This window comes from Lysinibacillus agricola, from assembly GCF_016638705.1.
Classification (GTDB): Bacteria; Bacillota; Bacilli; order Bacillales_A; family Planococcaceae; genus Lysinibacillus; species Lysinibacillus agricola.
The window spans coordinates 3,592,979-3,617,410 of the sequence record NZ_CP067341.1 but is presented as its reverse complement, the minus strand read 5'-3'; the positions used below and the strand labels follow the sequence as shown (position 1 = coordinate 3,617,410).

At 39.1% G+C, this 24,432-nt stretch carries 21 protein-coding genes and 1 pseudogene; 18 read left to right on the top strand and 4 right to left on the bottom strand.

Annotated elements, in window-relative coordinates:
- The first annotated feature begins 72 nt into the window (after positions 1 to 72).
- Both FJQ98_RS17980 and FJQ98_RS17975 read left to right on the top strand, forming a co-directional pair.
- Positions 73 to 1,644, top strand: a complete 1,572-nt coding sequence (locus tag FJQ98_RS17980) for a flagellar assembly protein A (RefSeq protein ID WP_201406490.1) — start codon at positions 73 to 75, stop codon at positions 1,642 to 1,644.
- Complete coding sequence (locus tag FJQ98_RS17975; RefSeq protein ID WP_053594583.1) at positions 1,637 to 2,362, top strand: glycerophosphodiester phosphodiesterase; 726 nt, start codon at positions 1,637 to 1,639, stop codon at positions 2,360 to 2,362. Before FJQ98_RS17980 ends, FJQ98_RS17975 begins: the two co-directional genes overlap by 8 nt.
- A gap of 132 nt (positions 2,363 to 2,494) precedes the next feature.
- Here the strand turns inward: FJQ98_RS17975 and FJQ98_RS17970 are convergent, their stop codons facing one another.
- Positions 2,495 to 2,731, bottom strand: a complete 237-nt coding sequence (locus FJQ98_RS17970; protein WP_053594584.1) for a DUF2627 domain-containing protein — start codon at positions 2,729 to 2,731, stop codon at positions 2,495 to 2,497.
- 310 nt (positions 2,732 to 3,041) lie between these two features.
- On the opposite strand from FJQ98_RS17970, the gene FJQ98_RS17965 reads away from it, so the two are divergent.
- Positions 3,042 to 4,136: a Leu/Phe/Val dehydrogenase gene (locus tag FJQ98_RS17965; protein ID WP_053594585.1), complete on the top strand. Its 1,095-nt coding sequence runs from the start codon at positions 3,042 to 3,044 to the stop codon at positions 4,134 to 4,136.
- Positions 4,137 to 4,323: 187 nt separating this feature from the next.
- Positions 4,324 to 5,751: a dihydrolipoyl dehydrogenase gene (lpdA, locus tag FJQ98_RS17960; protein WP_053594586.1), complete on the top strand. Its 1,428-nt coding sequence runs from the start codon at positions 4,324 to 4,326 to the stop codon at positions 5,749 to 5,751.
- A gap of 37 nt (positions 5,752 to 5,788) precedes the next feature.
- Here the strand turns inward: lpdA and FJQ98_RS17955 are convergent, their stop codons facing one another.
- On the bottom strand, positions 5,789 to 5,956 hold the full coding sequence (locus FJQ98_RS17955) for a hypothetical protein (RefSeq protein WP_158003015.1): 168 nt from the start codon (positions 5,954 to 5,956) through the stop codon (positions 5,789 to 5,791).
- Positions 5,957 to 6,304: 348 nt separating this feature from the next.
- Between FJQ98_RS17955 and FJQ98_RS17950 the strand changes: the two genes are divergently transcribed.
- The 9 genes from FJQ98_RS17950 to FJQ98_RS17910 all read left to right on the top strand — a co-directional run bounded on the left by FJQ98_RS17950 (position 6,305) and on the right by FJQ98_RS17910 (position 17,063).
- Entirely contained in the window at positions 6,305 to 7,321 is a 1,017-nt protein-coding gene (locus FJQ98_RS17950; protein WP_053594587.1) for a thiamine pyrophosphate-dependent dehydrogenase E1 component subunit alpha, read from the top strand.
- Positions 7,321 to 8,304, top strand: coding sequence for an alpha-ketoacid dehydrogenase subunit beta (locus FJQ98_RS17945; RefSeq protein ID WP_053594588.1), 984 nt, complete (start codon positions 7,321 to 7,323; stop codon positions 8,302 to 8,304). Before FJQ98_RS17950 ends, FJQ98_RS17945 begins: the two co-directional genes overlap by 1 nt.
- A 143-nt stretch (positions 8,305 to 8,447) precedes the next feature.
- Positions 8,448 to 9,779 carry a dihydrolipoamide acetyltransferase family protein gene (locus FJQ98_RS17940; protein ID WP_053594589.1) on the top strand — a complete coding sequence of 444 codons (1,332 nt, stop codon included), beginning with the start codon at positions 8,448 to 8,450 and terminating at the stop codon, positions 9,777 to 9,779.
- A gap of 133 nt (positions 9,780 to 9,912) precedes the next feature.
- Positions 9,913 to 11,604, top strand: coding sequence for a methylmalonyl-CoA mutase family protein (locus FJQ98_RS17935; protein ID WP_425492661.1), 1,692 nt, complete (start codon positions 9,913 to 9,915; stop codon positions 11,602 to 11,604).
- Positions 11,601 to 13,754, top strand: coding sequence for a methylmalonyl-CoA mutase (gene scpA, locus FJQ98_RS17930; RefSeq protein WP_053594591.1), 2,154 nt, complete (start codon positions 11,601 to 11,603; stop codon positions 13,752 to 13,754). The genes FJQ98_RS17935 and scpA overlap by 4 nt, the downstream gene beginning before the upstream one ends.
- Complete coding sequence (gene meaB / locus FJQ98_RS17925; RefSeq protein ID WP_053594592.1) at positions 13,754 to 14,851, top strand: methylmalonyl Co-A mutase-associated GTPase MeaB; 1,098 nt, start codon at positions 13,754 to 13,756, stop codon at positions 14,849 to 14,851. Before scpA ends, meaB begins: the two co-directional genes overlap by 1 nt.
- Positions 14,852 to 14,978: 127 nt before the next feature.
- The gene (locus FJQ98_RS17920) at positions 14,979 to 15,419 is read left to right on the top strand and encodes a BrxA/BrxB family bacilliredoxin (RefSeq protein ID WP_053594593.1); all 441 of its coding nucleotides are present in this window, start codon (positions 14,979 to 14,981) and stop codon (positions 15,417 to 15,419) included.
- Positions 15,420 to 15,780: 361 nt separating this feature from the next.
- On the top strand, positions 15,781 to 16,032 hold the full coding sequence (locus tag FJQ98_RS17915; RefSeq protein WP_143114759.1) for a hypothetical protein: 252 nt from the start codon (positions 15,781 to 15,783) through the stop codon (positions 16,030 to 16,032).
- Positions 16,033 to 16,085: 53 nt separating this feature from the next.
- A complete protein-coding gene (locus tag FJQ98_RS17910) occupies positions 16,086 to 17,063 on the top strand; it encodes an aromatic acid exporter family protein (RefSeq protein WP_053594595.1) in 978 nt (325 codons plus the stop codon).
- Between the two features lie 20 nt (positions 17,064 to 17,083).
- Here the strand turns inward: FJQ98_RS17910 and prli42 are convergent, their stop codons facing one another.
- Positions 17,084 to 17,179 carry a stressosome-associated protein Prli42 gene (gene prli42, locus FJQ98_RS27255; protein WP_158003016.1) on the bottom strand — a complete coding sequence of 32 codons (96 nt, stop codon included), beginning with the start codon at positions 17,177 to 17,179 and terminating at the stop codon, positions 17,084 to 17,086.
- Between the two features lie 125 nt (positions 17,180 to 17,304).
- On the opposite strand from prli42, the gene mce reads away from it, so the two are divergent.
- The 3 genes from mce (at position 17,305) to FJQ98_RS17890 (ending at position 20,533) form a co-directional block, all read left to right on the top strand.
- Positions 17,305 to 17,718: a methylmalonyl-CoA epimerase gene (gene mce / locus FJQ98_RS17900; protein WP_053594596.1), complete on the top strand. Its 414-nt coding sequence runs from the start codon at positions 17,305 to 17,307 to the stop codon at positions 17,716 to 17,718.
- A gap of 5 nt (positions 17,719 to 17,723) precedes the next feature.
- Entirely contained in the window at positions 17,724 to 19,271 is a 1,548-nt protein-coding gene (locus FJQ98_RS17895; RefSeq protein ID WP_053594597.1) for an acyl-CoA carboxylase subunit beta, read from the top strand.
- A 296-nt stretch (positions 19,272 to 19,567) separates the two neighbouring features.
- Positions 19,568 to 20,533, top strand: coding sequence for a hypothetical protein (locus FJQ98_RS17890; RefSeq protein ID WP_053594598.1), 966 nt, complete (start codon positions 19,568 to 19,570; stop codon positions 20,531 to 20,533).
- A gap of 621 nt (positions 20,534 to 21,154) precedes the next feature.
- Here the strand turns inward: FJQ98_RS17890 and FJQ98_RS17885 are convergent.
- On the bottom strand, positions 21,155 to 21,919 hold the full coding sequence (locus FJQ98_RS17885; protein ID WP_053594599.1) for a YheC/YheD family protein: 765 nt from the start codon (positions 21,917 to 21,919) through the stop codon (positions 21,155 to 21,157).
- Between the two features lie 318 nt (positions 21,920 to 22,237).
- Here FJQ98_RS17885 and FJQ98_RS17880 point away from each other — a divergent pair.
- A pseudogene (locus FJQ98_RS17880) lies at positions 22,238 to 22,801 on the top strand (isocitrate lyase/phosphoenolpyruvate mutase family protein); the annotation flags it as partial.
- Between the two features lie 505 nt (positions 22,802 to 23,306).
- A complete protein-coding gene (locus FJQ98_RS17875; RefSeq protein WP_053594600.1) occupies positions 23,307 to 24,422 on the top strand; it encodes a M20/M25/M40 family metallo-hydrolase in 1,116 nt (371 codons plus the stop codon).
- The last annotated feature ends 10 nt before the right edge of the window (positions 24,423 to 24,432 follow it).

Here is a 24,432-nt window from a genome sequence, read left to right as displayed (position 1 = left end):
TAGTGACAATTGTCTCTAAACAAATGTAAATAGATTGTATATACTTACAGTTAGAGGGAAGGAGGAGATAGCTTGATTCTAGTTCGAAATGATAACTTCGAAATATCTGAAGAAAATGGCAAGGTATTTATGCTTACTTACAGTGCCAGTTTTCCATTAAAAGAATTTGATAGTATTTTACGTAGTCATCCGCGACTTAAATTGTCTAATTTTTCAATATTAAAAAATGTTTTAGCAACAGAAAGCTCAAGCCCTGTTGAAATTGGACGCTGGCTTCCAAATGTTGAAGCGGAAATTGCACGAGACAAAATGTCTACCTCTATATTTATATATGAAACACATGATTATATTCTAAAGAATAAAGAAAAATTAACTCAACAAATTCTAGAAACACTTGAAAACGAAGGAATTGTTTATGGGGTTTTGGATTTTGATATTTCCAAGATTGAGCCAGGAAAAGCATTTTTAATTGCACAAGGAACACCACCTGTGGCAGGAATAGATGCACAAATTACATACTTACCTAAACCAGAGAGAAAGCCAGTAATTCGCGAAGATGGGAAAGCTGATTATTATGACATGAACTTTATTTCTGAAATTTCCGAAGGTTCGTGGCTAGGCGAAAAAATCCCTGCGACTTTAGGTGAACCTGGGAAAAATGTACTAGGCGAAATTATGGCTGCTGCACCAGGTCGTGATTTTCCTATACGATACGATAAAAAATCAGCTTATGAAGTGGAAGAGGATGGGAAAGTTGTCATCCGTTCGAAAATAGCTGGTGTATTAGATGATGTCAAAGGCATGATCGGTGTAAATAGACATTTACCTATTAATGGAGATGTTGGCGTTGAAACCGGTAATCTAGAATTTAATGGATCCCTAAGCATTAAAGGAACAGTTTCATCTGGCTATACAGTCATTGCTACTGGAGATATTTCCATCGAAGGTGCTGAAGGTGTAAGCGGTGCCAAACTTATTAAATCCATTGAAGGGGATGTCTATATTCGCGGAGGAATTTTTGGTCTGGGCTCAACTCTTGTAGAGGCAGGCGGCAATATTTTTGTCAAGCATGTCAATGAGTCGAATTTAGTTGCAAATGACAGTATTCATATAGGATTTTATGCATTGGGATCACAGCTCTCTGCACATTCTATCTTTGTGGACGAACGAAAAGGTAAAATTATTGGGGGCCGTGCAGTTGCCAAAAATACAATCGTCACTGCCATCTCAGGAAATCGTTTAGAGCGTCGAACTGATTTAATCATCGAAAGCGTCAATAAAAAGGAAAGTTATTCGATTATGCAAGAAAAGGCAACGAAGCTTAAGCAACTGCAATTAGAAATCTCAGAGCACGAAGCAAAAATTAAAAGCTTACTATCACTCCTGAGCCAAATGTCTAAGGAGCAGATAGCTACATTTGAGCAAACAAAGCATAGCTTAACGAAATTGAAAGCGGAAGCAATGACAATTGATCGTGAGGTTAAGCTAATGATGGATGAAATGCGTCATGCAGGGAAAGAGGAAATTATTGTGACCAAGGAAGCTTATCCTGGTACCTATATTCAAATTGGAAAAAAATCATCCTTGTTAGGTAAAATGACAAATGGTAAATTTCTTCTCGAATTCGGTGAGTTAAATGTCTAGTGAATCTTTCATTCCTGTATTTGCACATCGCGGGGCTTCAGCGTATGCACTTGAAAATAGCTTCAAGGCTTTTGAAAAGGCATTAGAGCTGGGAGCAGATGGGATTGAATTAGATATCCAGCTTTCAAAAGAAGGAATTCCCGTTGTATATCATGATTCACAGCTATCAAGATTGGTTGGCATCAATAAGCTTGTGAATGAATGTACGATAGAGGAGCTACAAAGATTTAAACTTGGGAAGCCGTGGAGACGATTATTTTCAACGTATAAAATTCCAACGTTTGATGCAGTTTTAGCATGGGCAAATTCACAACAACTACCCCTTAATATCGAATTAAAATCAACAATCCTTGATAATAAAAGCGCACTTATTCAAATGCTTCATGGGCTAACTTTGCCTATTGGCAGTCATTTTTCATCGTTTCACTATGAGCTTCTAGAGATTGTGAAACAATATAGGCCAGAATATGAAACAGCACTTATAGCAACGAAAAAAATAAAATGGGATTTGCTTAGTGATTACAAAGCGATTGATAGTGTTCATATGCATAAAAGGTATTATAAACCAAGATATTTAGAGGCTTGTGTAGCGAGTGATAAAGCATGTCGTTTTTATGCAATTGATGGGGATGAAACATTTTTAACGAATCCGCATCCTTCTGTAATTGGTTGGATTACTGATTTTCCGGATAAAGTAATTGAGAGACAACAACGTTAATCAATTTCACCTTGGCGAAATCGTTACTGACGCTACGCTTTCGCTACAGATAAACAATGTAGCTGATGCTTTTGAATGAATATAAAAATAGCTATCCAATAAGTCTGTTGAGACTTAATAGGATAGCTATTTTTATTTTTTTTGGAAGCGTGGAGCTATTTTTCCATTTTTTCGATCGCGGTGAAGTAAGAATCCTGCGAAAAAGCCAAAGCCAATAACAAAGAGAATAATGCCAACGACGAATTGTAGCCATAAAAATGGGAAAGGTGAAATAAGCTTACCAAATAATGTATCACGCATGAATTTAATGCCACCTGCAGCCATAAGACCTGGAATAAGCATTACAATAAATGCAGCTAAACGAGCCATGCATGTCCCTCCTTATTCCTAAGTTTAATTTTACCTGTGGAAAATGGAATGTCAAGAAAGGTTATAAAACTATGTAACTGATGAACCTCGCAGTAAGTAAAATATAAACTAGTATCTGTAACTGAATGTTTAGAAAATTCTTACTTAAACAAGAAAGTGTAATAATAGTTGCGAAATTGTGAAATTGTCAGTATTGTAAAATTAAATGGAGCAATATTATCCATTACTAAACAATTTTTGTTTGTTAATTATTATTTAATTGGGATGGGCATTTGGGGATGCACTTTCCAAAGCAAAGGGGCGAGTTTTCATGGAAATCTTCAAGTATATGGAAAAGTATGATTATGAACAATTGGTATTTTGCCAAGATGAAGCATCAGGGTTAAAAGCGATTATCGCTATCCATGACACAACACTTGGGCCAGCACTAGGCGGGGCACGTATGTGGACATATGCATCAGAAGAAAATGCGATAGAGGATGCATTACGTTTAGCACGAGGGATGACCTATAAAAATGCAGCTGCTGGTTTAAACCTTGGCGGTGGAAAAACGGTCATTATCGGTGACCCATTTAAAGATAAAAATGAAGAAATGTTCCGTGCACTAGGACGTTTCATCCAAGGGCTAAATGGCCGCTATATTACAGCAGAAGACGTTGGAACTACAGTGACAGATATGGATTTAATTCATGAGGAAACAAATTATGTTACGGGAATTTCTCCGGCTTTTGGTTCATCCGGAAATCCATCTCCAGTAACTGCTTACGGCGTTTACCTTGGTATGAAAGCAGCAGCAAAAGAAGCATTTGGATCTGATTCACTAGAGGGACGTACAATTTCTGTCCAAGGGCTAGGAAATGTAGCTTACAAGCTTTGCGAGTATTTACATAATGAGGGTGCAAAACTTGTTGTTACAGATATTAATCAGGCGGCAATTGATCGAGTTGTGAATGAATTTGGTGCGACTGCAGTGGCACCAGAGGAAATCTATTCACAGGAAGTTGATATTTTCTCACCTTGTGCATTAGGAGCGATAATAAATGATGAAACGATCCCGCAACTAAAAGCAAAGGTTATCGCTGGTTCTGCTAATAACCAACTACAAGATTCTCGTCATGGTGATTATTTACATGAATTAGGGATAGTTTATACACCGGATTATGTGATTAATGCAGGTGGAGTAATTAATGTAGCTGATGAATTATACGGCTATAACCGTGAGCGTGCAATGAAGCGAGTTGAAGGTATTTACGATAGTATCGAAAAAATCTTCGCTATTTCTAAACGTGACGGCATCCCGACATATGTAGCGGCTAATCGTTTAGCAGAAGAACGTATTGCTCGAGTATCAAAGTCTCGTAGCCAATTCTTAAAAAATGAAAAAAATATTTTACACGGTCGTTAAAAACCGCAAATTCGTTTAAAGAAGTCGCATTGTCGACTTCTTCTAACTTTATAGTAAATTAATAGCTTTAATGAAGTTAAGCTAAAGCCCTACCACTTCTGCAAGCGCATCCAATTTAAAGAATTTCTTACGGTTACCAGTAGCGGATAGCATGCTTTAGCATTTTTCTCATAAGGGGGGAATTAACATGGCTCAAAATTATGATGTTGTCATTTTAGGCGGAGGTACAGGTGGCTATGTTGCAGCAATTCGAGCTGCACAGTTGGGCTTAAAAACAGCTATTGTCGAACGTGAGCGTCTAGGTGGAACATGCTTGCATAAAGGCTGTATACCAAGCAAGGCCCTACTTCGAAGTGCAGAAGTGTATCGTATGGCAAATAAAACAGCCACTGAATATGGTGTAGATATTGAAGGAGTTACATTGAAATTCGACAAAGTGCAGGCAAGGAAACAAGCGATTGTTGAGCAATTGAGCCAAGGTGTGAATACACTGATGAAAAAAGGCAAAATAGACGTTTATCAGGGAACAGGGCGAATTTTAGGACCGTCCATTTTCTCACCAATGCCGGGTACTATTTCAGTTGAAATGAGTAATGGTGATGAAAATGAAATGCTTGTCCCTACAAATGTTGTTATTGCAACAGGATCTAAGCCAAGAGGAATGGCAGGACTAACGGTCGACGGTAAATATGTGATGAACTCTGATCATGCACTGCAAATGAAAGAACTGCCAAAGTCAATGTTAATTGTTGGCGGAGGAGTTATTGGCATAGAATGGGCTTCGATGCTTTGTGATTTTGGGGTTTACGTAACGGTCATTGAATATGGACCATCAATTTTGCCTACAGAGGATACAGATATTGTAAAAGAAGTGACAAAACAGCTTGAAAAAAGAGGCGTCCGTATCGTGACAAACGCTCGCTTAGATACAGGAACCATCAAAATTGAAAATGATAACGTTTTCATTTCTGCAAAAGTTAGTGATAAGGAAGAATTATTTGAGGCTGATAAATTATTGCTTTCTGTAGGGCGTGAAGCAAATACGCAAGGTATAGGTTTAGAAAATACAGAAATAGAAGTTGAAAATGGGTTTATCAAAGTCAATGATTCGTATCAAACGAAGGAATCACATATGTATGCTATTGGGGATGTTATCGGTGGTTTACAATTAGCGCATGTTGCTTCTCACGAAGGGTTATCTGCTATTGAGCATATTGCAACGGGTAAAACAGAGGCACTTGATGTTCTAAAGGTACCAAAATGCGTTTATTCTTACCCTGAGGTTGCAAGTATTGGCTTAACAGAAAGTGCTGCACAAGAGCAAGGTTATACATTGAAGGTCGGTAAGTTTCCATTCAAGGCGATTGGAAAAGCGCTAGTTAATGGAGAGACAGATGGCTTTGTAAAAATTGTTGCTGATGAAGAAACGAATGATATTTTGGGTATTCATATGGTAGGACCACATGTGACAGATTTAATTGGTGAAGCATCACTTGCTAAGTTACTAGATGCAACGCCGTGGGAAGTTAGTCAGGCCATTCATCCACATCCGTCACTGAATGAGGTGTTAGTGGAATCAGCGTTAGCAGTCGATAATCGTGCCATTCATTTTTAACTTCTTTCAGCTAATGAATGCGGATTTAAATTACTTTTTAGCGGGTCCAAACATCAGCTGAAATAGAGGAACTCAGTCTAAGAACGCCACGTCCTGTGGCAACGACTGAGTGACCAATATCGTGCTGTTGCTGTCGCTTCGCTTTCGCACAGACAAAAACATGTGCTGCCGTTGCGTTAGCACTACGCTTTCGCGCAAAAAACATCTGTTGGCCTAAAGCCTCCGGTGGATGTCACAGATTCGGAAAGGAGTGCAATATAGGATGTTAGCCTAAAAATCATCGCATCCATGCGATAACGGCTAACTGACCTGCGTCGTGTAGGCCTAAGCACAAAGCCGAATCCGGACGCAATTATGCTGAGGCATAATTGATGATTTATAATTTCACTAAAGTATGGGGATTTAATATGGGATCAATACTAAAATCTGTTCTTGATTAAAAAAGTAAATTGGTATGAAAGCACATGGAACATAATGTGCAGTCAAGTACATATTTGGTGAAGAGCCATAAAATGCTTTAGTTATTTCTCTACAATACGAAAGGGGTGTTCGTATGCAAGATGTTCAAATCAAGCATGAGGATTTAGGTTTATCAAATGAAGATGTACTTGCAATGTTCGAAACGATGTTAATGGCAAGAAGACTAGATGAACGTATGTGGTTGTTAAACCGTTCTGGTAAGATTCCGTTTGTTATTTCATGTCAGGGACAGGAGGCAGCACAAGTAGGAGCGGCCTTTGCTCTTGATCATAACAAAGATTATATTGCGCCGTATTATCGTGATATGGGTGTTGTTTTACATTTTGGAATGACACCAAGAGAACTGATGTTATCCGCATTTGCCAAAGCAGAGGATCCAAACTCAGGTGGACGTCAAATGCCAGGTCATTTTGGACAAAAGAAAAATCGTATTCTAACAGGCTCTTCGCCAGTTACTACACAAGTTCCACACGCGGTGGGAGTAGCTTTAGCAGGGCGTCTGCAAAAAGAAGATTTTATTACTTTCGTTACACTCGGTGAAGGCTCATCTAACCAAGGTGATTTCCATGAAGGTGCGAATTTCGCAGGGGTTCATAAGCTTCCCGTTATTATAATGGTAGAAAATAATCAATACGCAATTTCCGTGCCAGTTGAACGTCAATTAGGCTGTGCGAAAGTGTCAGATCGCGGCATTGGCTACGGTATGCCAGGTGTTACTGTTGATGGAAAATGTCCGTTACAAGTCTATAAGGTTGTAAAAGAAGCAGCTGATCGTGCACGTAGTGGTGAAGGGCCGAGTTTAATAGAAACAGTGACGTATCGCTTAACGGCACATTCTTCGGATGATGATGATCGTCAATATCGAACTGCCGAGGATATAGCAGAAGGCAAAGCAAAGGATCCTGTTCTGTTATTTGAAAAGTATCTAATGGATGCTGGAGTTATGACAGAAAAGCTCCGTGCTGAAATAGAAGAGCGTATCATGGCAGAGGTGAATGAAGCAACAGATTATGCAGAAGCTGCTCCGTATGCAACACCAGAGCATGCTTTGAAGTACGTATATGCACCAGTGGACGGAGGTGACGTGTAATGGCAGTGATGTCTTATATTGATGCGATTACATTAGCGATGAAGGAAGAGATGGAACGTGATGAGCGTGTTTTCATTTTAGGAGAGGACGTTGGTCGCAAAGGCGGGGTTTTCAAAGCAACAACAGGTCTTTACGAGCAATTTGGTGAATATCGGGTACTTGACACACCTCTTGCAGAGAGTGCTATTGCAGGTGTTGGTATTGGTGCTGCGATGTATGGGATGCGCCCAATTGCCGAGATGCAATTCGCTGATTTCATTATGCCTGCCGTTAACCAAATCGTTTCTGAGGCAGCAAAAATCCGCTACCGTTCAAATAATGACTGGTCTTGCCCAATGGTTATACGTGCACCATTTGGCGGAGGTATTCACGGAGCACTCTATCATTCGCAATCTGTAGAAGCACTTTTTGCAGGAACTCCAGGCTTAAAAATTGTTATTCCGTCAACACCTTATGATGCAAAAGGTTTGTTAAAAGCAGCAATCCGTGATGAGGATCCAGTACTATTTTTTGAGCATAAACGTGCTTATCGACTCATTAAAGGTGAAGTACCAGTAGATGATTACACATTACCGATTGGTAAGGCAGATGTTAAGCGCGAAGGGGAAGACGTTACTGTCATTACGTATGGTTTAGCCGTCCATTTTGCATTACAGGCAGCAGAACGCCTAGCGGCAGACGGTATTTCAGCGCATATTCTTGACCTACGCACGGTTTATCCTCTTGATAAAGAAGCAATCATTGAGGCGGCAAGTAAAACAGGTAAAGTTTTACTAGTTACTGAGGATAATAAAGAAGGAAGCATTATGGGTGAGGTTGCAGCAATTATTGCTGAGCATTGTTTATTTGAACTCGATGCACCAATTCAACGCCTAGCGGGACCAGATGTTCCAGCGATGCCGTATGCACCAACGATGGAAAAGTATTTTATGATTAACCCTGAAAAAGTAGAGCGTGCGATGCGAGAACTTGCTGCATTCTAATATAGAAGAGCTTATTTCTAAATAGGGGTATTAGGAATTTTTTCAACGAGTGAAAAGAAATTTTAACCACGGACGAATCAACAGATTATAGTAATTCGATAGATACAATTACACCTAGGCATAATTGATGGGAGGAATAGATGATGGCTATTCAAAATATTACAATGCCACAGCTCGGCGAAAGTGTAACAGAAGGTACGATTGAAAAATGGCTTGTCAAGCCAGGTGATACGGTAAAAAAATATGATCCACTAGCAGAAGTTGTAACAGATAAAGTAAATGCAGAAATCCCGTCTTCTTTTGAAGGAGTCATTACAGAGCTACTTGCACAGGAAGGGCAAACGTTGCCGGTTGGAGCAGTCGTTTGTTCCATTGAAATAGCAGGTGACAGTGAGTTGCCTCCTCCACCTCCAGCGAAAAAATCCGCGGTAAGTACGGCTATCTTAAATGCAGGCGTACAAAAGAAACAGGAGACTCAGCAGCCAACGACAGCTACGATAGCTACACAAAAAACAGTTCGACAGGATAAAGTACGTTATTCACCAGCTGTTCTTCGACTTGCACAAGAGCATGATATTGCACTTGATCAAGTTACAGGAACAGGTGAAGGGGGACGTATTACAAGAAAAGACCTTATGAAACTGATTGAAGCAGGAAATGTTCCAACTTCTCAGGTTGAAACAACGTCTGCTGTCGATACAGCTGTTCAACAGTCAGCACCTGCAACACAGGAGAATACTAAATCAGCAACATCTATACAACCTATTCAAGCTGGTGATATTGAAATTCCAGTAACAAAGGTGCGCCGTGCCATCGCTAATAATATGGTACGAAGCGTTCATGAAGTGCCACATGCATGGATGATGATGGAAGTAGATGTTACAGATTTAGTAGCATATCGTGATAGCATTAAGACAGAATTTAAGCAAAAAGAAGGCTTTAATATTACGTATTTTGCTTTCTTTATAAAGGCTGTCGCTCAAGCTTTAAAGGAGTTCCCAATGATGAATTCCATGTGGGCAGAGGACAAAATTATCCAAAAGCATGACATAAATATTTCCATTGCAGTAGCAACAGACGATGCATTATTTGTTCCTGTTATAAAACACGCTGATGAAAAATCGATAAAAGGTATCGCGAAGGAAATTCATGAGCTTGCAATGAAAGTACGTGCTGGAAAACTGACGATGGATGATATAAAAGGTGGTACATTTACTGTAAATAATACCGGCGCATTCGGTTCTGTTCAGTCGATGGGCATCATTAATTATCCACAAGCAGCAATTTTACAAGTGGAAAATATTGTAAAAAAACCAGTTATTTTACCTGGTGGAATGTTCGCTGCACGAGATATTGTGAATTTATGTTTATCTTTAGATCATCGAGTTCTGGATGGACTTGTTTGTGGTAAATTCCTAAATAGAGTGAAAGAAATACTCGAAAATACAAATAAATCTTCAACGTCAGTCTACTGATGACTTGTCGGAAACCTGTTGTATAACGGTTTCCGAATTTTTTTATGCTTTTCGAGTCGCAATTTGTCATGTAGAATAACAAATAGAAACTACTAAGGGGGGAAGCTGATTAAGCGTCCGCATGTCAAACAACATGAAAAATATTGAATTTGAAAAGCCATCCTATTCAGAATGGCAAGATGCAGCAATCAAGGCTTTAAAAGGGAAACCATTCGAGTCTCTTTTAACGAAAACAAGTGAAGGTGTTACATTAGAACCTCTTTACACTCAAGAAAGTTTAGTAGCAAAACTTGGTGAAGAACTTGATAAACAAGTTGCCACAATCCGTTCCCTACAAAATAATCAAGCATTTCGAGTGGCACAGCAATTATATGCTGATACAAGCGAGGCATTTTTTGCACAGCTTGATGATAGCTTAGCTCGAGGCAATGAAGTAGTAACAATTGATAGCCGTGTAAATTTTGAATGGACTGAAGAAGTACTAGCACAATTAGCGACTTATTTCTCAGAATATTCGTTTAAAATTACGGTTGTAAATTCAAATGACCCATTATTAGCAGTATTCGACAAAATAGCAGTTGATCAGCGAGAAACGGTAAAAGGTTTCATCGTATCGAAAAGCCCTATCTCTTTAATTGATTTCCCGAGCGTGCGCTCAATCGGTGCAGACACAACGGTTTATCATAATGAAGGAGCTAACGCTGTGCAAGAATTAGCATATGCGCTTGCATTAGCGGCAAAATACGCAAATCAAGAAGAAAGCTTTGAAGCGTTCGCGAAGAAATTTTATGTATCCTTTGCTATTGATACACAGTTCTTTACAGAAATCGCAAAACTCCGTGCTTTTAAAGTACTTTGGAAAGCGTTCTCATCCGCTTATGGAGTGTCTGACAGCGTAAAAGTTCCAACTATTGCTGAGACGTCATTAAGAAGCTTCTCGAAGCTGGATGTTTATGTAAACTTATTACGTTCAGCAAATGAAGCGCTTTCTGGCTTAATTGGCGGTGCGGATGTCTTTACAGTTCACCCTCATGATGCAATAACGAAGCCAACAGATCAATCGATTCGTATTGCACGAAATGTATCATTAATCTTAAAAGAAGAAACAAATGTTTTAAAAGTTATAGACCCAGCTGGTGGCTCATACTTTATTGAGTCATTAACAGCAGATTTTGTGAAAGAAGCTTGGGCATTATTCTTAGAAATTGAAGCAGCTGGAGGCATTGATGCTTACACTGCATCAGGAAAGCTTACTGAGGAACTTGAAAAATCATATCAAGCTCGTATCAAATCGGTACAAACACGTAAGCAATCATTAATCGGTACAAATATTTATGCCAATCCAGCAGATGTTCATGAAAGCGAAACAAACCCGCTATTTGCAGAAATTAAGCGAATTGCTATACCTTTTGAGCAATTACGAGCGGAAATGACAGCGACAAATGCGAAAACAGGAATCTTAGCATTAGGTACACTGAAAAGCTCAAAACCACGTGCCGATTTCGTATCAGGTTTCTTAAACACTGTAGGCCTAGTACCAGAAAAAAGTGAACCAGCTGCAACAGCTGAAGAAGCATTGGCTTGGTTAAACGCTACAGAAGCAACGTATGTGGTGATGGCAGGTAATGATGACGATACAAAAGAATTAGTACCAGCAATTTTAGCAGGCAAACCAGCTAACGTAATTGTTGACGTTGCAGGTAAATTTAACGACGAAGAAGAAGCTTGGTTAGCAAATGGCTTAAACGGCTTTATTTTCGCAGGACAGAACATCATTGAAAAATTAAATTCAGTGTTCGCTAGCATGAAGGAGGTCCAACGATGAGCAAGCCAAATTTTAGTGCAGTTGAAATCGAAAAAGTATTAGCAGCCGAAGCACCTCAAGCGTCAGAAGAAAAATTTATGACAAATGAAGGTATCGAAATTAAAGATATTTATTCAAAAGAAGATATTAAAGAGGCAAAACATTTAAATGATGTTGCAGGTATTGCGCCAAATACACGTGGTCCATACCCTACTATGTATGTAGCTCGTCCTTGGACAGTTCGTCAATATGCTGGGTTCTCAACAGCTGAAGAATCAAATGCATTCTACAAGCGTAACTTAGCAATGGGTCAAAAAGGTCTTTCCGTTGCTTTTGACTTAGCAACCCACCGTGGCTATGACTCAGACCATCCACGTGTAACAGGGGATGTTGGTAAAGCTGGGGTTGCGATTGACTCAGTAGAAGATATGAAAATCTTATTTGACCAAATTCCTTTAGATCAAATGTCGGTTTCTATGACAATGAATGGTGCTGTGTTACCAGTTCTTGCATTCTATATTGTTGCTGCTGAAGAGCAGGGAGTTACACCAGACAAGCTTGCTGGTACGATTCAAAACGATATTTTAAAAGAATACATGGTTCGTAACACATATATTTATCCGCCAGCAATGTCTATGAAAATTATTGCAGATATTTTTGAATTTACGGCGAAATATATGCCAAAATTTAACTCAATTTCGATCTCTGGTTACCATATTCAAGAAGCGGGAGCAACAAATGACATTGAGCTTGCTTATACATTAGCAGATGGTCTTGAATATGTTCGTACAGGTCTTAAAGCTGGAATCGATATTGATGCCTTTGCACCCCGTTTATCATTCTTCTGGGCAATCGGTATGAACTATTACATGGAAGTTGCAAAAATGCGTGCGGCACGCCGAATTTGGGCACAAATGATGTCGACGTTTAATCCAAAAAACCCTAAGACATTAGCACTTCGTACACACTCACAAACGTCTGGCTGGTCTTTAACAGAGCAAGATCCATTTAATAATGTGACACGTACATTAATCGAAGCTAATGCGTCATCAATGGGGCATACGCAATCTCTTCATACAAATGCACTTGATGAAGCGATTGCTCTACCAACAGATTTCTCTGCACGTATTGCACGTAATACACAGCTATTCTTACAGGAAGAAACGGCAATGACAAAAGTAATTGATCCATGGGGCGGTTCGTACTATGTGGAAAAATTAACAGACGAAATTACAAAATCTGCGTGGGCATTAATTGAAGAGATCGAAGAACTGGGCGGTATGGCGAAAGCGATTGAAACAGGTCTACCAAAAATGAAAGTTGAGGAAGCTGCGGCAAAACGTCAAGCGAAAATCGACTCTAAAACAGAAACGATCGTTGGTGTAAACAAATATCGTTTAGAAAAAGAAGAACCTATCGACATTCTTGATATTGATAATACGCTAGTTCGTCAAAAGCAAATTGAGCGTTTAGAAGCAATGAAGGCAGCTCGTGATGAAGCAGAAGTACAAAAACATTTAGCCCGATTAACGAAAGCGGCGCAAGATGGCGAAGAAAACTTATTAGCAATAGCAGTAGATGCAGCGCGTGCTCGTGCTTCATTAGGTGAAATTTCCGATGCAATTGAAGTTGTTTCAGGTCGTCATAAAGCAGTAATCCGTTCAATCTCTGGCGTATACTCTGCAAACTTCTCTGATGAGGAGCAAATTACTGAAGTGAAACAAATGACAGAGGAGTTCCTTGAAAATGAAGGTCGTCGCCCACGTATTTTAGTAGCGAAAATGGGACAAGATGGACATGATCGTGGTGCAAAGGTAGTGGCAACGGGCTATGCTGACTTAGGCTTTGACGTAGATATTTCACCATTGTTTATGACACCTGCTGAAGCAGCTCAAATGGCTGTGGAAAACGATGTTCATGTCATTGGTGTATCTTCATTAGCTGCTGGTCATAAAACACTAGTTCCAGAATTAATAGCAGAGCTAGAAAAACTGGGCCGCGAAGATATCATTATTATTGTTGGAGGCGTTATTCCAGCACAAGATTATGACTTCCTTTATGAAGCTGGAGCTGTAGCGATATTTGGACCTGGTACAGTAATTCCTGTATCGGCACAAAAGATTATTGAAGAGATTTACAAACGTTTAGGCTATGAGGAAGTGTCTGAATAATGGACAAAAACAAAGGAATGCCAGAAAGTGCGCTATTTGTTATGGACGGAGTAGAGGCAACTCACGACGGAATGCAATATGGTACACCGAAAAAATTCCGAAAGAAAAAAGCAGACAATTTAAACATACAGGAGCTTGCACGAGAAGTCCGTGCAAGTTCTCGTACACAGTTGTCAAAAGCTATTACACTCATTGAAAGTTCAAATGCAACGCATAAAGCGCATGCACAGGAACTTCTACAAGAGCTTCTACCACATACAGGAAACAGTGTCCGTATTGGGATTACTGGCGTTCCTGGTGCAGGAAAGAGTTCATTCATTGAGGCTTTCGGAACGATGCTTTGTGAGATGGGGAAAAAAGTGGCAGTCCTTGCGATTGATCCAAGCTCTTCTTTATCGGGAGGAAGTATATTAGGCGATAAAACTCGAATGGAGGAGCTCGTGAAAAAGCCTAATGCATTCGTTCGTCCCTCTCCATCAGCTGGTACCCTAGGGGGTGTTCATAAAAAGACACGTGAAACGATGCTTGTTTGTGAAGCGGCTGGCTATGATGTCATTTTAATAGAAACGGTCGGTGTTGGACAAAGTGAAACGTATGTCCGCGGTATGGTTGATTTCTTCTTGCTGTTAGTTTTAACAGGTGCCGGAGACGAGCTGCAAGGCATGAAAAAGGGGATTATGGAGTTAGCAGATGCCATCGTTGTCCATAAAGCTGATGGCGATAATGTTCGCCTGGCGAAAAAAACGGTATCTGAGTACAAGCAAATTTTACATTTTTTACAGCCTGCAACTCCGGGTTGGATGTCGACAGCAATGCCTGTAAGTTCATGGGAAAAACGTGGCCTCGACAAAGTATGGAGTACAATAGGGGAATTCAGACAAATCGTTGAGGCAAATAATTACTGGTCGATCAGACGCCAAAATCAGACGCGAGATTGGTTCCAATCGATGATTACCGACCATTTAATCGATATGTTTTATGGTAATCCAGAACGTAAAGCACAAGTGCAACTTTTAGAACGTCAAATTTTAAATGGACAGTTGACAGTAACACAAGGTGTAGATCGTTTATTTAGCGATGAACAATCACAGAAATAATATAATCTTTTATGTGAGCAAGTAGGTGCACAAATTCGTCACTAACTGCTATGATAGGAGATGTATTAGCGTCGAATATCTAAGGGTAAGTCTAGGATGACGCGAACTTGAAAGGAGCTATCGCTATATGAATATGGATTACGATTTATTTATGCAAGAAATTTTAAAAACAGCACGTGCAGAAATTGAGGGTGCTGGTTATGAGCAGCTTCGCACGCCAGAAGCTGTTGAAGAGGCGTTTGCTCGTCCAGGTATAACATTAGTCATGGTGAACTCAGTATGCGGCTGTGCAGGGGGTATCGCGCGTCCTGCGGCAGCACAAAGTGTACATTACGATAAACGTCCAGACCATCTTGTAACGGTATTTGCTGGTCAAGACAAGGAAGCAACTGCAGCTGCTCGTTATCACTTCGGTGAAGATCATTTACCATCCTCCCCATCATTTGTGTTATTAAAGGATGGGCAAGTAGTAGCAGAAGTTGGACGCTATGAAATTGAAGGTCATGACCCAATGTCAGTAGTGACAAACTTACAAGCAAACTTTGAGGAATACTGCGACGAACTTTAATTTTATTCATAGAGTTAAAAGAGAAGCTATTCTATAAGTAGGAAGCCCCGCAGCTACAAAATATCTGCGGAGGCTTACTACATGACTATGCTAATTGATCCCCGATTAGCATGATTTTATAGATAACTTTATTTTATCTTCATTATACTAGTCAATTGACGTTCGAAATATTTGAAATATTGGCTAAATGAATAACCTAAAGTTCGAAATAAATAAAATTAACAGGTGTGTTGATTAGAAATAGCGGGCATTATTTGTGGTGAAACCTGTTATTTTTCTAGAACTACCATATTGTGGCTCATCACCGAAAGTTATGGATGATATTTGTTAAAACGTATTCAATGAATATAAGTTGATTGGAGTGGAGGCTGGGAGACTCCTTGGGATTAGCGTCACAGATAAGACCCTGGAGCGAAGCGGATGTTTTCTGTGCGAAAGTGGCAACGAAGCGGCTCATCGGACGCCCCCAGGAAGCTCTGCTCTGCGCGAAAGCGTAGCGACAGCAACAACAAATGTTTCTGTAGCGAAAGCAAAGCGGCAGCTACAAAGCGCCCAGTCGGAACGGAAAGCAACTACACGTTATGGTGATGTGTCTATGTTTGTGGTGAAATAAGCTAATCAATATGTTTGTAAAATTAGAGTACTGAAGGATAGGAGGCAGTCGACTTGAAGAAGTTTTCAATCGGCTATCGTACATTAAAAACGGCATTTGGTGCAGCAATCGCTATTGCCATTGCCCAATATTTTCAATTAGCTTCTTATGCATCTGCTGGTATTCTAACAATATTATGTGTACAGCCAACGAAGAAAAAATCCCTTCATGCTGCTTATACACGATTCGTCGCAAGTATTATCGGTATGCTTTATGCATTTTTGAGCTTTGAGCTATTTTCCTATCACCCACTGACATTAGCAGGTATGCTTATCATTTTTATACCAACAATCGTGTCGTTGAAGGTAGCAGATGGCTTTGTCTCTAGTGCGGTTATTATCATGCATATATACGCAGCTAAGAGTTTTTCATTAGCACTTGTTTATAATGAATTCGCATTGATGGCTATTGGTTATGGGACTGGAATAGCTATAAATATGTATATGCCAGACATTCAAAAGGAATTAAATTACTATCGAGTTAAAATTGAGGAACTTTACAGTAAGATTTTTTTAGAAATTGCCAATTATTTAAGAGAAGGCGATACGTTGTGGGATGGACAAGAAATTATTGAAGCAATCAAAGCATTAAATAATGCGAAATCCCTAGCATTTAAAGATGTTGAAAATCATTTTATGAGACGAAAAAATGACTACTATTTGTATTTTGATATGCGAGAACAACAGCTAGAAATTATAGATAGGGTACTTCCAAAAATAACGGCACTTCCTGTTATAGTACAAGAGGGAATTATCGTTGCTGACTTTTTACAAGATCTCGGGAAACACGTTCATTCAGGAAATACGGCTAGTCATTTTAGAGAGAAGTTAGAGCAGGTAAAACGAGATTTCGCCCAATTACCTTTACCGAAAAACCATGAGCAATTTCTAGCGCAAGCGGCACTCTATCAATTTATAGAGGAAATGGATCGATATTTAGAAATTAAGCAGTCTTTCAAGGGGTTAAAGGTAAAGAAAGAGCGCCCGCAGTAATGCGGACGCCTAGCTTTTCATTACACTAGCATTGATAAGCCGAATGCTAGAGATGAAATTACCATGATTGCGACCATAGTATAAACAACGATTTTTTGAAATTTTTTATTACTCATATGCTCGTTCGCTCCTTCTTTTCTTATAAATAGTTTAGCAAATCTGAAAAATTTCTCAAGTAGTAGAGTTTTGACGAAAAAGTCTGTAAAATAGATTATGTACCATAACAGAAGGAGATGTCACCATGGAGAAAGTAGATCACATCGGGATTGCGGTACGCGATCTTGATGAACGCATTACATATTATACAGAAACTTTAGGCTTAAAGTTACTGAAAGTGGAAGAGGTAGAATCTCAACAGGTTCGTGTTGCATTTATTGATGCTGGCAACGTAAAAATTGAGTTATTAGAACCGATGAGTGAAAAAAGTGCTATTCATGGATTCATCGAGAAACGTGGAGAAGGTATTCACCATGTAGCTTTCGGTGTGACAGGAATTCGTGAGCGCATGGCAGAGCTTCGTGAAAAAGGTGTACGTCTTTTATCGGAAGAGCCAGGACCAGGTGCTGGTGGTGCAGAGGTTGCTTTCATGCATCCGAAATCATCTTTCGGTGTGTTATATGAATTATGCGATAAAAGTGGAAAAGGGGATAAGTGATCAATATGGATATGTTCGACAAAATTAATGACTTGTATGACCGTAAGACGGTAATTGAACTTGGCGGTGGCTATGAGCGCATCGAGAAGCAACATGAAAAAGGGAAATTAACAGCTCGTGAGCGTATTGAATTATTACTAGACGAAGGTACTTTTTTCGAGATTAACCCATTCATTACACACCGTACAGTAGACTTCGGCATGGACAAAATGGAAGGTCCTGGTGATGGTGTAGTAACTGGTTTCGGTAAAATTAATGGACGTCCAGTATACTTATTCTCTCAAGATTTCACAGTATTTGGTGGAGCGCTTGGTGAAATGCATGCCAAAAAAATGGCAACAGTGATGGACCTAGCTGCAAAAAATGGTACACCATTCATCGGTATTAATGATTCAGGTGGTGCTCGTATTCAAGAGGGTGTACTTTCACTTGATGGTTATGGTCATATTTTCTATCGTAATGCAATCTACTCTGGGGTAATTCCACAAATCTCAGTTATCATGGGACCATGTGCTGGTGGAGCGGTATATTCTCCAGCAATTACAGACTTCATTCTAATGGTTGATAAAACATCTCAAATGTTTATTACAGGACCTAAAGTTATCGAAACGGTAACAGGTGAAAAAATCTCTGCTGAAGATTTAGGTGGTTCTAAAGTAAACAACGCTGTAAGTGGTAACGCACACTTCCGCGCACCATCTGAAGAAGCAGCGATTGATCAAATTAAGAAACTATTAAGCTACTTACCACAAAATAATAAAGAAAAAGCTCCACGTCAGGCACGTCCAGAGGGTGATGACTATCGTCCAGAAATCGTGGATGCTGTACCAATCGAAACTACACGTCCTTATGATGTACGTAAAGTAGTCGAGCAAGTAGTGGACGAAGGTTCCTTTATGGAAGTTCACTCAGAATTTGCGAAAAACGTAGTAGTTGCTTTCGCGCGTATTGCTGGAGAATCAGTTGGCCTTGTATGTAACCAACCTAAAGTACTAGCTGGTGGGTTAGATATTGATTCTTCGGACAAAGCTGCTCGCTTCATCCGTACTTGTGATGCTTACAATATACCAATCATCACATTTGAAGACGTTTCTGGCTTCTTCCCAGGCGTTAAACAAGAGCATGGTGGAATCATCCGTCACGGAGCGAAAATCCTTTATGCATACTCAGAAGCAACTGTACCAAAAATTACAGTGATTCTACGTAAAGCATACGGTGGTGCGTACGTTGCCCTTAACTCTAAATCAATCGGAGCTGACCTTGTATTCGCATGGCCAAATGCTGAAATTGCGGTTATGGGTGCAGCAGGTGCAGCAAACATCATCTTCGCACGTGAAATTGCAAAATCAGAAGATCCAGAAGCAACACGTGCTGCTAAAATTGAAGAATATAAAGAAAAATTCGCAAATCCATACGTTGCGGCATCCCGCGGTATGGTAGACGATGTTATCGATCCACGTGATACACGTATTAAGTTGATTCAAGGGCTAGATATGTTATCCAACAAACACGAAACACGCCCAGAGAAAAAGCACGGAAACATTCCTCTATAAAAAATTGTACAAGCCTAGTAGTCATTCGATTACTAGGCTTTTCTTTTAGACTTGAATTTAATTTGATAAGATAAAAAATTAATGAAAATGGCAGATAATTGGCTCATCACCAAAAGTAGAGGATAACATTTGTTAAAACGTATACCACGTATAGTAGTTGATCTCCGTTCCGGCTGGAAGCCCCTAGGAAAGCGCCCAGCCGGAACGGAGATCAACTACACGTTATTTTGAGGAGACAGAAAATTGAAACATATTCTTATTTCATCCGTACATATATGTAAGAGGAGTTGAGATGAATGGAATGGAAACAATTACAAAAAGAGCAAGAAATGATTCATGCACAATTAAGAACTGCTAGTAGGTTAAGTGAACAAAAGATTTTAATTGAACAGCAAATCGAGCATGAACAACAAGAAATTTACAAACATTCTAAAGAACTCAATCAAATTCGTTTGAGACTCGATAAGTTAGAAGGCTTTTCTTTTATGAATATGATTCGAACGTGGACAGGGCAACAAGATGAACTACGTGAAGAAAAAATTGATAAAGCAGCCATTCTTGAATTAAAAATAAATGAAGCAAAGAAGATGGATGTTGACTTGACGCATGATTTGGGGCAAATCAACACCAAACTTTCTCAAATTAATAAACAAGAGTTAAAAGGAGCTTTAAGCCAATTAAATGCTAAAAAGAAAGGCTACTTACAAATCCATGAGCCTGAACAGGCAAAAAGGCTTGAGCAATTAGCACATGAAGAAATGTTAACGAAACAACTAATTACGGAAATAAAAGAAGCAGTGGATGCTGGTGAAGCAGCACTTACTAAGCTTGGACAAGCTGCAGAGTCCTTGCATTCTGCAAATGGATACTCGACGTGGGATACGTTTTTTGGTGGGGGGCTCATTGCCACAAGTTTAAAGCATGACGCACTTGATAAGACCGAAAATTATCTTCACAATGCTCAAATTACGTTACAACGCTTCCACAACGAACTGTTAGATGTACATGATATATCAACGAAATCATTACAAGTTGAAACAGATGGATTCGTAAAATTTGCGGACTATTTCTTTGATGATGTTTTTTCAGCTTGGTCTGTCCATTCTAAAATATCTACCGCAAGAGAGCAGGTTTCTCGTGTGCAAGATGATGTACATAATACAATTTTGCGTCTACAGGATAAACATAACAAGGCAGATAACTATTTGCAGTCTCTGCAAAAAGAAAAAGAAGCGGTTTTTCAAAATGTAGATGTAAAGTAACCTGTGAAAAGAATCTCCCTCTTTTCACAGGTTTTTTCTTCGTTTAGCAATATAGGATGATTGATTGGTGATTTCCGTTTCAAGCTAGCTACCCGTTTTCCTGTGAGTGAGCATCGGACCGCTGCCTTCGTTTTCGCAAATATTGTTGAATGTTGCTGACACAACGTTAGCACTACGCTTTCGCACAGATAAAACATTGTTGTTGTCGATATGGAGAATAATATTTTAAGCAAGTAGCGCTAAGCCTATTACAAACCTCAAAAAAGCGTAGTAATGAAGCCATTGTCGCCAATGTCTGCAAGAGACTTGTCATTTTCATAAAGCTTCACCATTTATAACTTAAAATCTCCTTTAGGTTTTACGTTCTCGTCTCATTTTTGACAGGCTTATTTGGGTAGTCTTTTTAGTGTATTAGCCCTTATATGAGCTGTCTAACCAAGTGTAGCCTACCCAACCATAATCCATTTTTTTCTAAAGATAAATTCCTAATCGTTCACAAGTAACGGATGCAATTAAGTTTTTTCTTTCCTATAAATATAGTAGGGAAAGTAATTTTTTGATGTATGTCTATTGAATAGAAATATGCTGGTGACTGACATGAAAAATAACTACATTTCAAACTTAGCCTTCATTTTGCATTTTCCTAATCTCAACAATGTTCTTCCAGATTGCCCTATCAACTTTGGCAAAACTACGTATGCTTGGCGTTGTATTTACTTCAAATAATAGAGGTTTTCCTTTAAGATTTATTCCAAAATCAATGCCATATTCTCTACAAGGAAAGTGGGACGCTATTACTTCAGATGCTAAAATCGAATATTTTTTTAGAGAATCTATTGTTTGATCTTTCTTTGTATTATCCATCATCAAATAACCTGATAATAATTCATCAATCGATATTGCTTGAGAACCCCGATTTGAATTGACAATCCCATGATCCTCAGTTGCAATCCTTCCGTAAATTCCACCAATTATCCATTTTCCCTTTAGATTTTGAACATGAACACGAATGGATATTGAATCCCCATCAGGAGTTAGACTTTTGACCCCCTCCTGTATAATATAAATTCCGCTTAATCTATCGTGTTTCTCATATGGATGTAGAACTTGATGGAAATCCTCAATTGCCGCCACACACTTATTTATTTCTTCACCTTGTATGTTAAATCCGTTAAAACAATAGTGTCCATCTTTTCTTTTGTAGACTTTATAAATTGCTCTTCCTTGTCCAGTGCTATCATGTTTCACATAAACATACTCATATCTATTTAATATATCGATTAGGTTTTCTAGACTGTAAAGTGTTGATTTTGGAATGAAGTTAGTTGTTAAAGGATTTTGATTTAAAAGTAAGAATTGTTCCCATTTTCCAAGTCCGTTTTTCAATGAATTCACCTCATTTAGTAAGATATTTTTATTTCTTTTGTATTAATAATGTAGCCCTCACCACTTATGGAGGTTACTGTATTGTATGAAAATAGATTTATCTTGCATGGGTGAGACTTGGTAACTCGACTAATATCTACTATTTTTCTGCTAGAGTCCCATAATAAATTTACTACACTAGAAAAGTAGCATTATGATGGTTCTCAATATATCCATTTTTTTGATTTCAAAATCATTAGTTTCTAATATATCTGCCCTGCTAATCTTTACTTTTAGGCATATGTTAATAGGAGATATCGAGTAAGGAGATGGAAGATATTGAAAAAAACGACCAAATTTAAAAAAATAATATATTCAGACAAACTTGAATTTTTAATGGAAGCCCATAACGGTCTTTCCGCAAAAATTGTAGAGGAAGTCGGTTTTAAATGGATATGGGCGAGTGGTCTATCGATATCAGGATCATTGGGTGTAAGAGATAATAATGAAGCATCATGGACGCAGGTATTAGATATACTTGAATTTATGAGTGATACGACAACAATTCCCATTCTATTAGATGGGGATACGGGATATGGAAATTTTAATAATGCTCGAAGGTTAGTTAGAAAACTAGAACAATTGAATATTGCTGGAGTCTGTATCGAGGATAAAATTTTTCCAAAAACGAACTCATTTATTAATGGAGAAACACAACCTCTCGCATCGATTGAAGAATTTTGCGGGAAAATAAAAGCAATGAAAGATACTCAAGAGGATGAAGACTTTATGGTTGTAGCTAGAGTCGAGGCTTTTATTGCAGGCTTGGGATTAGATGAAGCCCTTAAACGTGCGGAATCCTACAGGAAGGCGGGCGCCGATGCAATTCTTGTGCATAGTAAAATGTAAAGGCATCACGTCCTATGATAATGCCTTCGAGACCAACCTCGTGTTGCTGTCGCTACGTCAACACTCCGCTTTCGCACAAAAAACATCGGTCGCTGTCGCTACGCTTTTGCGCAGAAAACATTTGCTGCTGTCGCTACGCTTTTGCGCAGAAAACATTTGCTGCTGTCGCTATGCTTTCGCGCAGAAAACATTTGCCGCTGTCGCTATGCTTTCGCGCAGAAAATATTTGCCGCTGCCGCTATGCTTTCGCGCAGAAAATATTTGTTGGCCCGTCGCCCTCAGGAAAGCGCCCAGTCGGAACGGAAATCAACCCACGTTTTGCCGAAGAGCTATTTATCTAAACGAAGTGTCAGTATAATTACGCTAAGAAATAATTGCTATTCCTTCATAAAATAGCTTATTTCATGTTAGCGAATGATTTCAACTCTTTAAACGTTGTGCTAAAATAAAACGTATACTATATCGTGGAAAAACACGTAAACTAAGGGAGTCTTACAACATGACAAGTCGTTTAGTAGAAGAGTTTTTTGAGCTCGTACAAATCGATTCAGAAACAAAACATGAACAAGTGATTGCGCCGATTTTAATCGACAAATTAACAGCGCTTGGTTTTACAGTAGAACAAGATGATGCACATACTCGTAACGGGCATGGAGCAGGGAATATACTTGCTACGTTAAAAGGTTCGTTAGATATCGAACCGATTTATTTTACTTCTCATATGGATACAGTTGTCCCAGGTAAAGGTATTAAACCGTCTCTTCGTGAAGATGGCTATATCGTTTCAGATGGTACAACAATTTTAGGTGCCGATGATAAAGCTGGTCTTGCCGCATTATTTGAAATGGCTAAACGCTTAAAAGAGCAAAATATTGAACATGGAGATATTGAATTTATTATTACAGCTGGTGAAGAAAGTGGACTCGTTGGAGCGAAAGAGTTAGATCCATCTAAAATTAAAGCAAAATATGGCTTTGCAGTGGACAGTGACGGTAAAGTAGGAGGAATTGTAACTGCAGCGCCTTTCCAAGCAAAAATTTTCACTAAAATAATTGGGAAAACAGCGCACGCTGGTGTTGCTCCAGAAAAAGGAGTGTCAGCGATTACGGTTGCTTCCAAATGTATTGCACAAATGAAACTTGGTCGATTAGATGAAGAAACAACAGCAAATATCGGTCGCTTTGAGGGTGGTCAGGCAACAAATATTGTCTGTGATGAAGTAACGATTCTTGCAGAAGCTCGTTCAATCGACAAAGCGAAGCTAGATGCACAAACTAAGCATATGCAGGAGACGTTTGAGCAAGTTGCAGCTTCACTAGGAGCAAAGGCTGAAGTTGAAGTAAAGCTAATGTATCCTGGATTCCGTGTAACAGAATCAGATAAAGTTGTTCAAGTGGCAATGGCGGCTGTGCACAACATCGATCGTACACCAAAGCTAGGAATTTCAGGTGGAGGTTCCGATGCTAATGTTATTGCAGGCTTTGGCATCCCTACAGTAAATCTTTCTGTTGGGTATGAAGATATTCATACAACAAATGAAAAGATCCCAGTAGAAGAATTAGAAAAATTAGCAGATTTACTTGTCGAAATCGTCAAAGAGTCTGCGAAAAAATAACAACAAAAAT

What these genes read in the sequence shown, in the direction of transcription:
- FJQ98_RS17890 (WP_053594598.1), top strand. Translation starts at nt 19,568, where the DNA reads ATGGAATGGAAACAATTACAAAAAGAGCAAGAAATGATTCATGCACAA.
- FJQ98_RS17975 (WP_053594583.1), top strand. Translation starts at nt 1,637, where the DNA reads ATGTCTAGTGAATCTTTCATTCCTGTATTTGCACATCGCGGGGCTTCA.
- FJQ98_RS17920 (WP_053594593.1), top strand. Translation starts at nt 14,979, where the DNA reads ATGAATATGGATTACGATTTATTTATGCAAGAAATTTTAAAAACAGCA.
- FJQ98_RS17955 (WP_158003015.1), bottom strand. Translation starts at nt 5,956, where the DNA reads ATGTTTTTTGCGCGAAAGCGTAGTGCTAACGCAACGGCAGCACATGTT.
- scpA (WP_053594591.1), top strand. Translation starts at nt 11,601, where the DNA reads ATGAGCAAGCCAAATTTTAGTGCAGTTGAAATCGAAAAAGTATTAGCA.
- FJQ98_RS17965 (WP_053594585.1), top strand. Translation starts at nt 3,042, where the DNA reads ATGGAAATCTTCAAGTATATGGAAAAGTATGATTATGAACAATTGGTA.
- FJQ98_RS17945 (WP_053594588.1), top strand. Translation starts at nt 7,321, where the DNA reads ATGGCAGTGATGTCTTATATTGATGCGATTACATTAGCGATGAAGGAA.
- FJQ98_RS17895 (WP_053594597.1), top strand. Translation starts at nt 17,724, where the DNA reads ATGGATATGTTCGACAAAATTAATGACTTGTATGACCGTAAGACGGTA.
- FJQ98_RS17875 (WP_053594600.1), top strand. Translation starts at nt 23,307, where the DNA reads ATGACAAGTCGTTTAGTAGAAGAGTTTTTTGAGCTCGTACAAATCGAT.
- lpdA (WP_053594586.1), top strand. Translation starts at nt 4,324, where the DNA reads ATGGCTCAAAATTATGATGTTGTCATTTTAGGCGGAGGTACAGGTGGC.
- mce (WP_053594596.1), top strand. Translation starts at nt 17,305, where the DNA reads ATGGAGAAAGTAGATCACATCGGGATTGCGGTACGCGATCTTGATGAA.
- FJQ98_RS17940 (WP_053594589.1), top strand. Translation starts at nt 8,448, where the DNA reads ATGGCTATTCAAAATATTACAATGCCACAGCTCGGCGAAAGTGTAACA.
- FJQ98_RS17970 (WP_053594584.1), bottom strand. Translation starts at nt 2,731, where the DNA reads ATGGCTCGTTTAGCTGCATTTATTGTAATGCTTATTCCAGGTCTTATG.
- FJQ98_RS17950 (WP_053594587.1), top strand. Translation starts at nt 6,305, where the DNA reads ATGCAAGATGTTCAAATCAAGCATGAGGATTTAGGTTTATCAAATGAA.
- prli42 (WP_158003016.1), bottom strand. Translation starts at nt 17,179, where the DNA reads ATGAGTAATAAAAAATTTCAAAAAATCGTTGTTTATACTATGGTCGCA.
- FJQ98_RS17935 (WP_425492661.1), top strand. Translation starts at nt 9,913, where the DNA reads ATGAAAAATATTGAATTTGAAAAGCCATCCTATTCAGAATGGCAAGAT.
- meaB (WP_053594592.1), top strand. Translation starts at nt 13,754, where the DNA reads ATGGACAAAAACAAAGGAATGCCAGAAAGTGCGCTATTTGTTATGGAC.